13 protein-coding genes and 1 tRNA gene are annotated in these 14,277 nt (G+C 54.3%); 10 read left to right on the top strand and 4 right to left on the bottom strand.

What is annotated here, in order from left to right:
• Window positions 1-39 precede the first annotated feature (39 nt).
• Window positions 40-666, top strand: a complete 627-nt coding sequence (locus QDY28_RS06800) for a Terminase small subunit (protein ID WP_331380936.1) — start codon at window positions 40-42, stop codon at window positions 664-666.
• 62 nt (window positions 667-728) lie between these two features.
• Here the strand turns inward: QDY28_RS06800 and QDY28_RS06805 are convergent, their stop codons facing one another.
• Window positions 729-863 (bottom strand): hypothetical protein, encoded by a 135-nt coding sequence (locus QDY28_RS06805; protein ID WP_331380937.1) that lies wholly within the window; start codon window positions 861-863, stop codon window positions 729-731.
• A gap of 278 nt (window positions 864-1,141) precedes the next feature.
• On the opposite strand from QDY28_RS06805, the gene QDY28_RS06810 reads away from it, so the two are divergent.
• Together QDY28_RS06810 and QDY28_RS06815 are read left to right on the top strand one after the other, a co-directional pair.
• The gene (locus QDY28_RS06810) at window positions 1,142-3,655 is read left to right on the top strand and encodes an NB-ARC domain-containing protein (protein ID WP_331380938.1); all 2,514 of its coding nucleotides are present in this window, start codon (window positions 1,142-1,144) and stop codon (window positions 3,653-3,655) included.
• A 120-nt stretch (window positions 3,656-3,775) separates the two neighbouring features.
• Window positions 3,776-4,474: a recombinase family protein gene (locus QDY28_RS06815; protein WP_331380939.1), complete on the top strand. Its 699-nt coding sequence runs from the start codon at window positions 3,776-3,778 to the stop codon at window positions 4,472-4,474.
• 387 nt (window positions 4,475-4,861) lie between these two features.
• On the opposite strand, the gene QDY28_RS06820 is transcribed toward QDY28_RS06815, so the two are convergent.
• Both QDY28_RS06820 and QDY28_RS06825 read right to left on the bottom strand, forming a co-directional pair.
• Entirely contained in the window at window positions 4,862-6,832 is a 1,971-nt protein-coding gene (locus tag QDY28_RS06820) for a DUF2075 domain-containing protein (RefSeq protein WP_331380940.1), read from the bottom strand.
• A gap of 558 nt (window positions 6,833-7,390) precedes the next feature.
• On the bottom strand, window positions 7,391-8,428 hold the full coding sequence (locus tag QDY28_RS06825; RefSeq protein ID WP_331380941.1) for an IS110 family transposase: 1,038 nt from the start codon (window positions 8,426-8,428) through the stop codon (window positions 7,391-7,393).
• Window positions 8,429-8,712: 284 nt separating this feature from the next.
• On the opposite strand from QDY28_RS06825, the gene QDY28_RS06830 reads away from it, so the two are divergent.
• From QDY28_RS06830 to QDY28_RS06850, 5 genes are all read left to right on the top strand, one after another.
• Entirely contained in the window at window positions 8,713-9,108 is a 396-nt protein-coding gene (locus QDY28_RS06830) for a hypothetical protein (protein WP_331380942.1), read from the top strand.
• Window positions 9,109-9,428: 320 nt separating this feature from the next.
• A complete protein-coding gene (locus QDY28_RS06835; protein ID WP_331380943.1) occupies window positions 9,429-9,614 on the top strand; it encodes a hypothetical protein in 186 nt (61 codons plus the stop codon).
• Window positions 9,615-10,115: 501 nt separating this feature from the next.
• On the top strand, window positions 10,116-10,919 hold the full coding sequence (locus QDY28_RS06840) for a TIGR04255 family protein (RefSeq protein ID WP_331380944.1): 804 nt from the start codon (window positions 10,116-10,118) through the stop codon (window positions 10,917-10,919).
• Window positions 10,919-11,638 carry a hypothetical protein gene (locus tag QDY28_RS06845; protein WP_331380945.1) on the top strand — a complete coding sequence of 240 codons (720 nt, stop codon included), beginning with the start codon at window positions 10,919-10,921 and terminating at the stop codon, window positions 11,636-11,638. Before QDY28_RS06840 ends, QDY28_RS06845 begins: the two co-directional genes overlap by 1 nt.
• 8 nt (window positions 11,639-11,646) lie before the next feature.
• Window positions 11,647-12,474, top strand: coding sequence for a hypothetical protein (locus QDY28_RS06850; protein ID WP_331380946.1), 828 nt, complete (start codon window positions 11,647-11,649; stop codon window positions 12,472-12,474).
• A 181-nt stretch (window positions 12,475-12,655) separates the two neighbouring features.
• Here the strand turns inward: QDY28_RS06850 and QDY28_RS06855 are convergent.
• A tRNA-Ser gene (locus QDY28_RS06855) sits at window positions 12,656-12,745 on the bottom strand.
• 222 nt (window positions 12,746-12,967) lie between these two features.
• On the opposite strand from QDY28_RS06855, the gene QDY28_RS06860 reads away from it, so the two are divergent.
• Window positions 12,968-13,285: a hypothetical protein gene (locus tag QDY28_RS06860; RefSeq protein WP_331380947.1), complete on the top strand. Its 318-nt coding sequence runs from the start codon at window positions 12,968-12,970 to the stop codon at window positions 13,283-13,285.
• Window positions 13,286-13,342: 57 nt separating this feature from the next.
• Window positions 13,343-14,161: a helix-turn-helix transcriptional regulator gene (locus QDY28_RS06865; RefSeq protein ID WP_331380948.1), complete on the top strand. Its 819-nt coding sequence runs from the start codon at window positions 13,343-13,345 to the stop codon at window positions 14,159-14,161.
• The last annotated feature ends 116 nt before the right edge of the window (window positions 14,162-14,277 follow it).

The following is a 14,277-nucleotide window of genomic DNA, read 5'->3' on the forward strand; positions in this document are numbered from 1 at the left end:
TTTGCACCTACTTACATTACCGGACAGGAGGGTGATGATGTGGACAGCCCGCCCATTGTTGGCGAGCTTGCCTCAATCGCGTATCCTTACCCGATGCCACCGCTTTCGAACCAACGCCACGAAGGTTTTTGCCGCCTCATCAGCCGGGGAGAAGCCGCGTCACGGGCCTACGGTGCGGTCTATCATACGACCGGCAATAACGCGGAAGCGGCTGCCTCTCGCCTGTTAAGAAACGTCAAGGTGGCAAATCGCATTGCAGAACTGAAGGGAGCGGCGGCAAAACGGACATTGAAAACGGTCGAAAGTCTGGTTAGCGACCTCGATGAGGTCATTGTTTTTGCAAGACAATGCGGAAATCCAGCAGCGATGGTCAGTGCCATTGCTGCCCAAGCGCGACTGCTTGGACTTGAAGCGCCAAAGCAACTTGAGGTCATGCATAAGCCTGCACCGCTACCGACCAAGGTGCTCGAATTGACTGAGGCGGAATGGCAAGCGCAATTCTCCACTGGGCGAGGACCGAAACCCGCTTTGACCGGTGCGGGCAGGCGGAGGGCGGCGGCGAAGCGATTGAATGGCCACCCCCTTGAGAACCCCGTTTCCAACGCGACTGTGATCGGCGACACCACCAAGCCCATCGGATGGCTGGATTTGGATGAGGCGGAGTGATGAGCAGCGAGCCGCGAAACCATCCGCCCATCACGAGGGCTTGGCTTATCTCCGAGCTAAGATCAGTGGCCGCCGACGCGACGAAGCATGGCGATATGGTTGCGGCCAAAGAGGCGCTGGAACTGATCTGGCGCATCGCGCTTAGCGGCTGCGAAAATCGCACCCTTCACTGATATCCGCAAAGCATCCGCCTGCATGTAAGCGTCTCAGTTGAGTTGTTGACAGCTGTAAACCATCGACGCAAGGCGATCATTGCGTAGGGCCATAGCTAGCCCTTCAAATATTCCACAGCTAAATCGCGCGGATCGCCATTTCGTACCCTTAAGGAGGTGAGCCCTTTTTGGACGGACGGATGTAGTGCCGCGATCTTATTTTCTTTTGCATTTCCCTACCCGATTGAGGCGATTGCAGAAATCGGATTTGCAACTTGCGGCCTATCTCGTTTACTCTGCGGGAATCAGACTAGGGGGATCACTTGGCTAGCTATCAGCGTATCGCGCTCTTCGTTTTCTTCGACTCAATAGAGCAGGATCTTGTTCTTCGCCTCCGTTCGATACTACAGGGAAAGGACGCGGTACTTACGGCCGACGAGCGCGAGAGAACGATCACGCGTCTGAAAGACAGCGATCTGCCAAAAGAAGATCTAACGGACTTCGATCTCTTGCATCGCCTTGATATTGGGGACAAATACGCCGTTCTTTTGCGCCACAAGGCATTTTTATCTGACTCCGAACGCAAGCACTATCTGGCCAAGCATGCGGCGTTCAACGCCTGCATTGCCGTCCGTAACGCCGTCATGCACGGGCGGCCACTGACGATCGAGGAATACTCGAGATCGTTCGCCCTCGCGAGCGACTTGGTGAAAAGCCCATCCTATTGGCCGACGCTCGCTACCTCCTTCACTAAATACAACAAAGATCCAGAGTCGGTTGTTAATCTCGCTATTTCATTCATCGAGACCACCGACGGTTCCCAGATATTTCACAACCTTCCGATTCCTGATTATGACGATACCGGCTTTTTCCCTCGCCCGCAGTTGGAGGCCGAACTCAAGAAGAAGATTTTGAGCAGACACCCAGTCGTCACGGTTTTAGGAGACGGCGGCAACGGAAAAACGGCGATCACCCTCCAAACGTTATATGGTTTGGTTAATTCGAACGATCACCCCTTCGATGCGATCGTCTGGGTTTCGGCGAAATCTTCCCGGCTGACAGTCGGCGAAATTGAGCGCATTGAAAACGCTATCACCACTTCACTCGCGCTGTTTACCGAAGTTGCGGCCGTATTTGAACCGGGCGCGAAAGAACCGATCGACCGTGTTCGAGCCCTGCTGGAGAACAATAAAATTCTGTTGGCAATAGACAATTTGGAAACAGTTTTGGACGAATCGATCACGTCTTTCGCGTCTGATGTTCCGGGCGAAAGCAAGATAGTCTTCACGTCGCGGATTCCGCTTGGCGCTGATCTGACTGTTCAAGTCGGCGCATTTTCGGAAGCCGAAGGTCTGAGCTATTTGCGAAGCCTGATCAATATCTACGGCGTGAGCGGCTTGAAAGGTTTCGGCAACGAGGACCTTAAGCACTTTGCGGCCCGCCTCGGGAATAAACCATTGCTGATAAAGTGGTTCTGCCTTGGCGTGCTTACCGGCATGGCACCACATGCTATAGTCAAGAATCCGGAAATAGCTCTTCGATTCTGCATGGAGAATATCTACGACGCTTTATCAGCTAATGCGCGCAGTGTCCTCTCTGTCCTCGCATCGCTTCCACGAGCTGCATCGCAGGCGGTTATCCAACATGTGGCTTCCCTGAGCGCTATATTGATCGAATCAGGGATCGCCGAGCTATTGAAGTACTCGCTCATTCAGCGAGCTGCGGAGTACAAATACGAAACCTGTTACCAAATCCTTCCGTTCGCGCGCTCATATATTATCCGCGTCCTCAATTTGAGCGCTCAGGACAGTCATATGATTATCTCTAGATACAAATCCGTCTCATCAACGTTTCAGTCCGAACAGGGAGCGGCATATCGAGATCGTTACGGAATGCGCTCCTTCACGGTCCGTTCCCCCTCAGAAGCGCTCGCGGTTCAGAAACTCCGAAGGGCCGTCGGTTTCGCAACCGACGGCCATCTCGGGAGTGCCATCGAACTAATTGAAGACGCGAAGATATCCAACCCGGATTATTTCGAGGTCTATCGAGCTGAAGCTTTCGTTTATTTTCGTCAGTCGGACTACACCAAAGCCAAGCTCAGCTACGAAGCGGCGGTTGAGCTCGCGGGCGACCAGCCGCAGATCTTTTTTTTCTTCGGAGGCTTCCTCCTCCGCGCATACAACGACTACGATGGTGCCGAGGAAGCGTTTAATAAGGCTCGCGCACTCGATCCTTATTCCAATGAAGTAGTCAGGGAACTTGCGCGCACGAACATTTATGCGCATCGGTTCGAGCAGGCAAACAAACTCCTTGGCGAAGCTTTAGAACGCGGTGCGAGCAGTTCTAGGGAAGCCACTATTCTCACCGATTTGCAAATCCAAGCTTATACTCGAAACTTGGAGTATTTGCTGACGCGGAACTTGCATCCGGAGATCATCGCGACAGTCGCGCAATACCGCAAATTCGTCGAAAAAATCGCGCCGGATACCCTCGATATGACGATGGTTGGGCACTTGTTTTCGTCCTTAACGACAATCAGGAAGATTGAGCGCATAGTTGATCGATCAGAAGCATCCGCGCTGTCCCTTGGTATCACTAAATTGCTTCCTGTCCTTGATGGAGAGGGTTCAGTGGGCCGTCTGAAGGAGAAGGGTAGAAAGCCATCGTTTGGGTTCCTTGCCGATGCATTCGGCAACGAGACATACGTGTCGAGGTCTTCGGTTTCTGACATCGTATGGGAAGCGATGTGCAGCGGTAAGTCGGTTCGATATCTTGTCGGCAGAACCTCGGACGGCAAGACGTTCGCCGAAAAGGTTGAGGTCACTGAGCCCAGTTGAACTTACTCAGCAAGAAAATCTCACCCTTCACTGACATCCGGCACGATTTGTGTTGCATCTGTTTGTCCATATTTGTATCATTTGCTGAAGGAAATGTTACAGTCAGCGGGATGAAATACCTTGAGTGGCAAGGGAAGTATAAAGGCTGTGGCCTATCTGCGAACCTCCAGTTCGGCTAATGTCGGGCCGGACAAGGACAGCGAGAGGCGGCAGCGCGAGGCGATCACCGCATATGCCGAGGCAGCCGGTTACGAGATCGTGGAGAGCTACTACGATGCCGCCGTCAGCGGTGCCGATGCCGTCACCGAGCGGCCCGGCTTCTCCTCGATGCTGGAGCGGCTGCTGTCCAACGGCGTACGCACCATCCTCGTGGAGACAGCAAGCCGCTTTGCCCGCGACCTCATCGTTCAGGAAACAGGCCACGGGATGCTGAAGGTGCGGGGTATCGATCTAATCGCCGTCGACAGCCCTGACAGTTTCGTGGCCGATACTCCGACCGCTCGGCTGATTCGGCAGGTGCTCGGGGCGGTGTCGGAATTCGAAAAGGCGATGCTGGTCGAAAAACTGCGCGGTGCGCGTGAGCGCAAGCGCCGCGAGACCGGCAAAAAGGTTGGTGGCAGGCGGAACTATGCCGAGCTTGAGGGCGGCTCAGAAATGATCGCGCTGGCAAAGAAGCTGCATCGCTACCCGGTGAATGGCAGGAGGCGATCGCTGGCCGAGATTGCCGACGCGCTGAAAGAGGCTGGGTACCTGTCCGGCGCCGGAACTCGGTTCACTAGAATGGCCGTATCGCGCATGATCGGAAGGAAGGGAGGGTAGCCGCCAGCCCGGCTTTCCCGGACGGCGGCCCCCACTCCCAAAAAGGGGCCCACCCATCCCTCGTATATCGATCCTTCATTCCGCCAAGGAAGTCCACAGACGTGAGTAAAGCTTCGCTGGCGCCAAGATACGATTCAACCGTAAAATCCGCCGAGTAGTTAACGTCGGGCCGACATTGGCACATTCAACGCTCGAGGTTTGCCGGTTTGACTAGTTTCCCTAGCCAACCTATTGAATTTAAACCATAAGTTCAAGCGAGAACGCCGACCTCGAAACCCCATTGGGAAGTTCAGCTTAGGTGCGGCAACTTGCCGTAGCCTACAATGAAGCAGATGGCGCCAGAAAACTGCCTTTGACCTTTTGAGACTGCGAGCCAATCCAAGAACATCAAGATCTGTGCTGAAGGAGCGGAATACCGCATTTCTGAAGGTACTCAAATGTTTCGTCGTAAAAAGACGGAGGGCGCGTCGGGTCATTATCGTCTCCGCGCGGGACGAAAATCACCATACCCTGCCGGGCCCTAGTGAGAATGACGCGATATGCGTTGCGCTGATAGCGGCGACGTGCAGCATCGTTGACTGCCTGCCATTTGGTGCCCTTGAAGGCAAAATGCTTCCATTCTCTGCCTTGATACCGATAATCCGCATCCCAACAAACTACCGTCCAGTCGAGTTCGAGCCCTTGCACGTCGAATTCACTGGCGACTTCCTCAAGATAGTACGATGAGCGCACGTCGGCTCGGTCGTTGAGAAACCAGACTGGCGGATCAATCGCTGACTTCATTTGGATTCCTTCGGGTCGCAGGCGATACGCGCCAGAGGAAGCAACCAAGCCGAAGCGCTCGGAGCCGCGCGCGGTATTTCTGAGCCATTTTTTTGCCGGTTCCAGATCGCGCGTGACATAGATTGGATAACGCGACAGTATTTTTTCTGCGTAGATCCGTGCTTGTTCGGGATGGTTGTCTAGAGTTCTACTGACGAAGGCCGAGACGTCCTCGGCGCGAAACGAACGCATAGAAACATCGAGGTGTAGAGCGTTCTGTTGCGACACATGTGGAAGCGCGAGGAAACGCTCGGCGTTCGCCGCGCCGCTAAAATCCGGATCTGTAACGCGCTGAGAAATGTAAACATCCCAGTTCGCGTAAGATCTACCCAGCGCCTCGAGCCATTCTGGCAAGCCTGCCTCGCCAGTATTGATTTCCTGACCGCCCCCGATAAGGCATACGACCGTGCACCAATCGTTGTGGCGATTCATGACGCTGATTAGAAACTCGGGCTCGGACATATCGAAGCCATGATGGCCGCGTTTCTGTTGCATGAATTTGGAAGCTTGCTCACGGGTCCATGCTCTCTGCGCCTCATCGAACACGGTAACTTTTTCGACGGGAACCTCGGCTTCGCCAACATAGTGATCACGAAAGTGATGGATGTTCTGGACGAAGCTACGAACTTTCCGTTCGGCGGCGGACTTTGAAATACCCTGTCGCGCGGCTTGATCTCTCGACAGAGCCTCTCTGAGAACCGCCACGAGCGGCCCGTTCCCTGAGAGAAACACTGCGTGCTCATCTACGTGGCCCTCAGCGCGCTGGGTAGCGATGTTAAGTCCGGCAAGCGTCTTACCGGCACCCGGGACGCCAGTGACGAAGCAAATTGATTTTCGCCGGTTGCGTTTTGAATGCTCGATGATCCGACCGATGCAGTCGGCCGTGTCCTTGAGATTTCGAGCACCTGCGTCGGATCTTGAGATATCATCTACACCGTGTGTTTCGTACAGAACCCGAGCTGCCTCGATAATGGTAGGTGTAGGTCGATATCCAGCTGCGATCCACTCGGCAATACTGAAACTAGCCGCACGCTTCTCCGCGACAGTCGCCAAAATAAGTTGCCCCAGATCGCTCGCCGTGGCGCGGAGCGGGCGGGCAACGTTATCAACCCATTCAACGGGCTGGCTTATCACTTCGCGCGCCTTCGTGGCGACCACAATTGGCACAATTGGAAAGTGGTAGCTGCCCTCGTGAAAGCTGCGCAGGTCGAGTGCATAGTCTTCCACCTGCTCAATAGCATAAGCATCAAACCTATCTGCGCCGACCTTAAACTCCAGCACAAATATGATCCCATCCTTAATCAGAACTGCGTCGGCTCGCTTCCCCATTCGCGGGATGGTGAACTCGAGAAAAAGGTGGCCTGTCGATAGCCGCGACAGTTGGTGGCGTAGGATTGCAAGTTGGGCGAGCCAAGCCGATTTTTGGTCTAGATCAAGAGCGTGGGCGTGCCGGAGTGCTAACACGCCGAGTACCTGCTCATCCGACGCCTCGGCAAATGTAGAAATATCAGCATCAAAATATGATCGAACCGGCATGCTGTAGGTCCTCAACTTGCGGCAATGAAACATGAGTCCCTTATCACTGAAAGCGTTAACGGCTCGCGAGAAGCGGAACGACCCGGCATGTTGGTCTGCAATTCCTCAGAGGCCGTTGCTGGTTCCAATCGGCGGGCGAAGACGCGCTACGCCCGCATGGCTGTCTCGCGGATGCTGGAGCGGAAGCCGCAGGCTAAGTAGGGGGAGTGGTTGCCTCCTCCGGGCCCTTCCCGGTGGCGGGGTGGGGGGTCGTAAAATGGGTCCCCTTCCGCTCACGGAATGGGCATCAGTGAAGCGACCGACCGACCCGACTTGTGGATCGGCCAGTCCGGGACACTTATCGAAGATGCAATGCACAGACCGTTGCTAACATCGGCGCGGGCTTGCGTACTGGAGACGCGGCCAATATAAACTTCGCGAAGCAAAGACCTTACAAATCGTCGTGATTTGATCACTCTATGAAATTTTCGGTGCTGTTTGCTTGAGTATCGGTTTGTTGCAGTCTTGATTTGGTGTCCCATTGTTGGCCGCTACGCGGCAACCTTTTGTCGGCTATATTTAGCTTTCGAGAAGCGAGATGCCCGGCGACCGAACAAACACGCCACCTTTCTTAAGTAGTGCCCAAATTATTCTGGCTGTTTTGCTGGCTACAGCTACGGCCGCGACCATAAATGGGCGACGCTTCTTGAGTCGACTAATCCACGTTGCGTTGCCGTCAGCTTCTTTGACGTGTCTAAGAACCGCCATCGCGCCGATAACGAGCAACGAGCGGAGCTGCCTGTTCCCCATTCTCGAAACGGGGCCCAGCACACGGCTCTCTCCGCTTGAATGGGATTTCGGTGTTAGGCCTATCCAAGCCGCAAAATGACGTGCGGATTTGAAGCCAGACGGATCGGGAGCAAGTGCTTTGATGGCGACCGCAGTTGTTGGTCCGACGCCGGGGATTGTCGTCAATCGGTCAATGTCTTGGTCGCGCTTTGCCTGAACTTTGATTTCTCGCTCGATCTGCTCGACCGCCTCCTGCAGCCGTTCGATCTGCGCCACAACGATCGCAAGGCCAAAAAACACCGGTGGAGGAAGCAGCGTCGGGCCATGCTCGCGAACAAACTTCAATAGGTACGGGACGTTTGCTTTCCCTCTCGCTGCGACTATGCCCAACTCGGCCAGATGGGAGCGTAGCGCGTTGACCGATTGAGCTTTTTGACGCACCAGCAAGCTACGAGTGCGAAACAACATCGCGAGTGCCTGCTGAGAGATCGATTTGATTGGCACAAAGCGCATCGTCTTCCGCGTCAGCGCTTCGTTGATAGCTTCTGCATCAGCGGCGTCGGTTTTACCCCGTTTTACAAACGGCTTCACGTACGGCGGATGAATGAGGCGAACTTCATGGCCGAGACCCTGAATGCTCCGCGCCCAGTGGTGCGCCGACGCGCATGCTTCAAGCGCAACAAGACACGGTGGCAATTCACGGAAAAAGCCTAGAACGTCTGACCGTTGTAGCTTTCGATTTAATACTGTCGCCCCCGCGGCGTCGGCCGCGTGGACCTGAAAGACATTCTTCGCGATATCTAATCCAATGGTCGCAACTTCCTTCATGACATAACTCCGGATGATGGATGAACAACCGGCATAGTATCGGCGCAAATCGCAAGTTCTGCGACGAGCTTGCCATCTCTCGCATGCTCGAACGGAAACCAGAGGTCACGTCGGGAGGGATTGCTACCGCTCTTGGGGGCTTCGGGGGGCGGGGGTGGGTATCAAAAAAGGGTACCCTTCCGCAGACGGGTTTTCCGTTTTGCCGCCAGCTTGCCCGTGCCTTGCCCACGAGACACGCTTTGCGATATCAATTGACGCAATGCGGTTGCGCGAAGCGGGGACGGATGATGTGGATAGCTGCTGACTTTCTCGCGGGGTTTATCGTCTGTGCGGTCCTGTTTGGAATAGGGGCTGGACGGCTCGATGAGGCGAATGAACTGGGGGCGTTTGCCGATGAAAGGGAGCGCCTAAAGGGCCGAGTTCAATACTGGCGGAAGGTGACAGCAGCGTTCTATTGGACAGCATGTGGCTGGCTTGCGGTATGTGCGGCTTTGCTGCCAATCTCGCTTTTTGTTGACGGAATTGATGAAGAGATGAGACGGTGGCAATTGCTGGCGCCGTTGCTGCTGGCGGTAATTTCCTCCGCGATTGGGCTGTTTTGCTGGAGAGCTGGCATGATGACTGGCGATAAGCTTAGTGACCTTGAGGGGAAGAGCGCGCCGCCAGCAAGTATTCTGTAGGTGGCGGGTAATAACCCCTATTTCTAAATTTTCCTTTCGCATACAACTTGCTTTGAATTTGGCAAAAAGAACGGGGAACTCACACCTGTCGAGGTTTTCCGTCGCAGCGAGCGGTTGAATGACGCTCTATGAAGCACTTGCATCGCCAGCCCGTGACGCCAAAGGACGCCTTTCGGCGAAATATCTTCGCATGGCCACCTTCGGCCCAACCCGGTCACACGTCACCGATCAATTCTAGAAGCCCGCGAACCTCATCCGTGGCGTGCCACAATTACATTTATGCCGATCTGCTATCCTTCGTGGGAACAATGGAGGGTTCCATGAGCAAGAAGCGACTGCTGGCCGAAGCTGAGAAAAGACGCGTCCATGATGAGCAGATGGCGCTAGAGCGCCTCGCTTATCCTCATCATGACATCACGATCATGGTCGAAGATGAAACTGACAACAATGGCGAGCCGAAGGTGCATATCATCATCGATGGAGTGTTCGTTGCTGTCGGCTACTGACCCATGAAGATTTAAAAATCGAGTTCTGTGACCTGTCGAGGCGGCTTCTGAGACAAGATGCATCCTCGTTCCCGGCGAAATGCTTCGCATTCGCCCACCGCCCGCCGTTTCGTAGGCCCGTACGCAGGCCCATTATGCTTCACCCTTTCGACATGATAGGGAGCCACTAAGTATAAATGTCATAATGATTTCAACATGGTGCGGTCGACGGGAGCGAACCCGCATACCCGAAGGTGAGGGATTTTTAGTCAATCACGTCCCAAGGCCTCCTTTCGAATGAGCGGTCGACTCCCTGTTGCGAAATGGATGCCGAGCGGTGCGGTTTTTTGTTTTCGCAATGGTATTTTGTTACCTCAACTTTTTGAGGTCAGTCGCAAGACGCAACAAACCGTTAACGGCAATAGCAAAAATTGCTGGCGAACTCTGGTTGTCAATCCAGACTTTACACTCTACTTGACAATAGATAAAATATGCAAATCACACCGCTAGGATGGCAGCCACATGGATTCTGAAGACTTTGACCCGCTGCATGGCGCGGCGCCAAAAGAGATTCCCTTATCCAACGCGCCGCTCGCATCTGCGCTTTGCCAAGTGAGATTTCCTGACATCGTACAAGTTAGGGATATCAATTTCATTGGCGGATTTCAGGAGAAGGTTCGTGGCCACTATCCGCTGTTTTCTGGCGATCTCATCCAGACTTTCAACATGCTCCCTAACGGGCTTCAATCCAGTCAGGATCAATTATGGCGCCTCTCGGACGCGGACGCTAATTGGCGGATTTCACTGGGCGCCAACTTCGTGACTCTTGAGACTAAGAAGTATTCTTCTAGGGCCGACTTTCTCAAAAAACTGAGCTTCGTTTTGTCCTCCTTAGAGGACACAATTCGACCAACCCACGTCTGGCGGGTCGGCGTTCGATATGTGGACCGCGTGAAAACGTCTTCAATGGGTAATTTTGGGGACATGCTTCGGCAGGAGATGGCTGGCCTCAGCGCGACGCATCTTCGTAACTCGTTCAATCACTCCTTATCGGAAGTTTCCTGTAAGGTGGATGAGGGGAACCTTCTCGTTAAATGGGGGATTCTCCCAGCCAACGGCAGCCACGAGCCGGAGGTGATGCCACCGATCAACGATGAGTCGTGGTTTTTGGACATTGATGTTGCTCATGAGTATCGCGACGGCCCCCGACAGTTTCTAGTCGAGGAGTTGGTTGCTGACGCCGAGGCAAAGGCAACGCGATGCTATAGCTTCTTTAGATGGGTCGTTACGGACAAATTTCTACGCACCTTCGGAGGGAATGTCTGATGATCGTTGAAGTCCCTTATGGCCATCCGGAAACGGTAATCGAGAGGCGTTTAGGAACGTCTCCGTGCGCAGACGGCCATAATCCGCCGATCGCGGTTCTCGATGTTGGTTCGAAAACACTCAAAATTGGTGGTAACTTTGTGTCTTCGACCGTCTCCGGTTGGACTGCCGATGACATCGCCTTGCGAATTGGCAGAAATACAACCTCGACGTTCGAAAAGGTAAGATCGATCGAAAGCCCAAGCAGGGAGTTCGAACCCCAAGATGCGGCTGTCCAAATAGCTGAAATTAGGCGTCTGCTTGCAGTCAGCGTCGATCAGCTAGGTCGGTTACTCGGTTGCTCACGACAAGCTTTCTATGACTGGCAAAATGGCCTAAAGGTATCGCTGGCAAACCGCGAGAGAATTTCAAAGCTGCTTGCTGCATTGCAGTACCTCGACCGAGGTACTGCCGAAGAAAATCAGAACTTGCTTTTCGCTGCCAATAACGGAGCTTCGATTTTTGAGCTTCTGGAAAGCGGCGAATACGACCGCGTTCGCGCCGCTGTACCCAAAGGGGGCGGTCGACCGGACGCGCTGTGGAAGAAAAAAGATCAAGCTCAATCAAAATTTGCAGATGAGTGGTACGATAGACTTATCGCTTCTGACGACATTAGTGATTCGGCAGAGGGGTTTGCTGGCCGAGAAAGCGGAAAGAGGCTTCGGCTCAAGAAATTGTAGAGAGCTGGATGACTTCGACGGTAGATGCGTCTTCGGAAATAGACAAGGCCTCCTTGGAAAAGTGGCGCCAAGGCGACTTTACGGTAGAAATCAAGCAGTTCTTGGTGGTCGACAGCGTCGAAAATGGCGAGTTGATGCCATTCGGATTGGATGTGCCCGGTTTTGTTGTTGTTAGTCAAACCTGCGATATCGTTAACTATGGCCCCGGCAAAGAGAACGTTGTGGTCTGCCCGCTCCGCGAAGCGACCGAAGGCCTTCTGAGGGAAATACATCGAGGTCGAACTCCGGTCGCTGCGAAGCTTCAGCACCCTCCGAAAGAAAATCTCGTTGTCGACCTGAATCGGATGATGACGGTGCCGAAGAGCGTATTGAGTAAGCTAAAACGAGAAGTCGGATTTAGTGACGATGCCGAACGGAACCGTTTTGGCGAAGCTCTGGCTAGGAAGCATGGCCGCTTTGCGTTCCCGGATGATTTCAACGATGACGTGCTGGCGGCCATCAGAAGCAAAATGCAGAAGTGGCACGATAAGGATTCTGATAACGGAAAGGCGTTACGCTCCATCGCGAGCATTCGCGCGACTGCTGCGCCGGATTGGGATGCGAAGCTTGTTGAGGTCGGCTTTAGAGTGGTGTTGTACCCGGCGAATCGCAGGCTGATCTCGAACGACAAAATAGATGAAGTCTTGAAAACGCTTTTTAATGGCGTGCAGTGGCCTGCCAAATACACCAGAGCAAATCCGCTTTTCATTATGCAAACCTTGGCGGACTTGAGTGCGCAAGACTATATCGACAGCGTGGCTATCGACTGGGACTTCCTCTCCAACTCATCAAAATGAGAAACTCACCACACGCGGCACCTAACTATGCCCGATTGGCGATGGTGCCTGGTGCGGCACGAGTGGTATCTCCGCAACAATCCTGCTTAGTGTAAGCGCCGCAAAGGTGCAAGCAGCAGTGCAAACGGCTCGCAAATTATCTATAAGTTTTGAGATATTTCAATAGTTTAACTGAATACGATGGCGGACAGGGAGGGATTCGAACCCTCGGTACGCTTTCACGTACACACGCGTTCCAGGCGTGCGCCTTAAACCACTCGGCCACCTGTCCTTTGGCGTTTCGCAACCGGTCAGGAGGCAAATCGTCGGAACGGCCGCGATATATACCGATGAATTTCTGAGGATCAACCCGAATCTAACAGATTTTTGACTTCCCGACAGAAAACTCTCCGCCTCCGCTCCATTGCGCTTGTCAGGCTCTCAACTTATCTAAGTAGAAGGATGGCGCAGAGCTCGTCCATGGCCGATGGGTAATGCGTATGCGGAGGGTGCGATGCGTTTCTTGTTGCGTTTTGCCAGCCTTGTTGCGCTGGTCATTGCGGTGATCGCAGGCACCATCGATTCCATCCAATCGGTTGCCGCCTCTGCCGTCGTGCTGACGCCGATGGGCGATGCCTGGAACGATGTCAGCCCATCATCGCTTGCGACCGTCCAATCACTGGTTTCCTATTATATTCATCCGCGTCTTTATGATCTGGTCGTACAGTGGCTGTTGTTCCAGCCGGCCTTTGCGGTGTTCCTGGTGATCTCGCTGCTTTTATGGATGATCGCCTATAAGAAACCGCCAGTCGCAGGCCGCTTCAGCGTGTGAGGCCGTCGGGATACAATAAAAACCAGTCACCCAGGCGCCGGAGGCGGGAGAAGGAACTTGCTTGATCACGACCTCGGCCCCTTCGGCATAAAGGCAGAGCGCTGGAATATCGCCGCCGGCCTGACCTACATACCTGCAACACCATTTCACCGTCTTGGTATTCATATCGGAGCGCCGGTCAATGCCTCCTGCCGATGCGACGGCCGGCAACATCGTCGCCTTCAGTCTCATGGCGATATCGATATTGTTCCGGCGGGGTTGGACGGCGAATGGGAAGACGATGCCGACTGCACGATCCTCCGCCTTTGGATAAGTCCCGCCATTATGCGCAGCGCGGCGGAGGATATGGAGATCGATCCCGACAGCATTGCCGTCAGTCCGAGGTTTCAGCATCGGGATCCCGGTATCGAGCACATCGCCTTGGCGCTGGAGACACAAATGAGGACGGAGGAACCGGCCGATCGCCTGTTCGTCGAAAGCCTTGGAAAGGCCCTGGCGGTCCGGCTCATCGGCGGCCCATTCCGCCCGACGACCATAGCCGCCCGGCAAAAGCTTTCGTCAAGCCAGAGACGCAGGCTGGTCGAGTTCATCGAATCCAATCTCGATCGGGACCTATCGCTGGCGCAATTGGCTGACGTCGCTTCGATCAGCGTCTCGCATCTGAAGGTGCTGTTTCGCCGCTCGTTCGGCGTGCCGGTTCATCAATATGTGATCCGCCGCAGGGTGGAGCACGCGAGAAACCTGCTTGCCATGGGAGAGCTGCCGATCAGCCAGGTCGCCCTGGCCGCCGGTTTCGCCCATCAGAGCCATATGGCGCAGGCGATGAAGCGCATTCTCGGCCTGACCCCTGCTGGCATCCAGCGGATGAGGCAATAGCCCGAGAAAGGCCGACCGCTCCTTGGTCGCCATGGAAGCGATGATTTTGCTGTCCGTTTCTGCTCTTCATCGTCCGATCCTGTGCGACAGGACGTCTAAAAACAGCATGCTCTGCA

It is taken from the genome of Rhizobium sp. BR 362 (assembly GCF_036528765.1).
Taxonomy (GTDB): Bacteria; Pseudomonadota; Alphaproteobacteria; order Rhizobiales; family Rhizobiaceae; genus Rhizobium.

Excerpts from the sequence above, each read along its gene's own strand:
- QDY28_RS06805 (WP_331380937.1), bottom strand. The coding sequence starts at position 863 with ATGCAGGCGGATGCTTTGCGGATATCAGTGAAGGGTGCGATTTTCGCA.
- QDY28_RS06825 (WP_331380941.1), bottom strand. The coding sequence starts at position 8,428 with ATGAAGGAAGTTGCGACCATTGGATTAGATATCGCGAAGAATGTCTTT.
- QDY28_RS06845 (WP_331380945.1), top strand. The coding sequence starts at position 10,919 with ATGATCGTTGAAGTCCCTTATGGCCATCCGGAAACGGTAATCGAGAGG.
- QDY28_RS06835 (WP_331380943.1), top strand. The coding sequence starts at position 9,429 with ATGAGCAAGAAGCGACTGCTGGCCGAAGCTGAGAAAAGACGCGTCCAT.
- QDY28_RS06820 (WP_331380940.1), bottom strand. The coding sequence starts at position 6,832 with ATGCCGGTTCGATCATATTTTGATGCTGATATTTCTACATTTGCCGAG.
- QDY28_RS06860 (WP_331380947.1), top strand. The coding sequence starts at position 12,968 with ATGCGTTTCTTGTTGCGTTTTGCCAGCCTTGTTGCGCTGGTCATTGCG.
- QDY28_RS06840 (WP_331380944.1), top strand. The coding sequence starts at position 10,116 with ATGGATTCTGAAGACTTTGACCCGCTGCATGGCGCGGCGCCAAAAGAG.
- QDY28_RS06850 (WP_331380946.1), top strand. The coding sequence starts at position 11,647 with ATGACTTCGACGGTAGATGCGTCTTCGGAAATAGACAAGGCCTCCTTG.
- QDY28_RS06830 (WP_331380942.1), top strand. The coding sequence starts at position 8,713 with ATGATGTGGATAGCTGCTGACTTTCTCGCGGGGTTTATCGTCTGTGCG.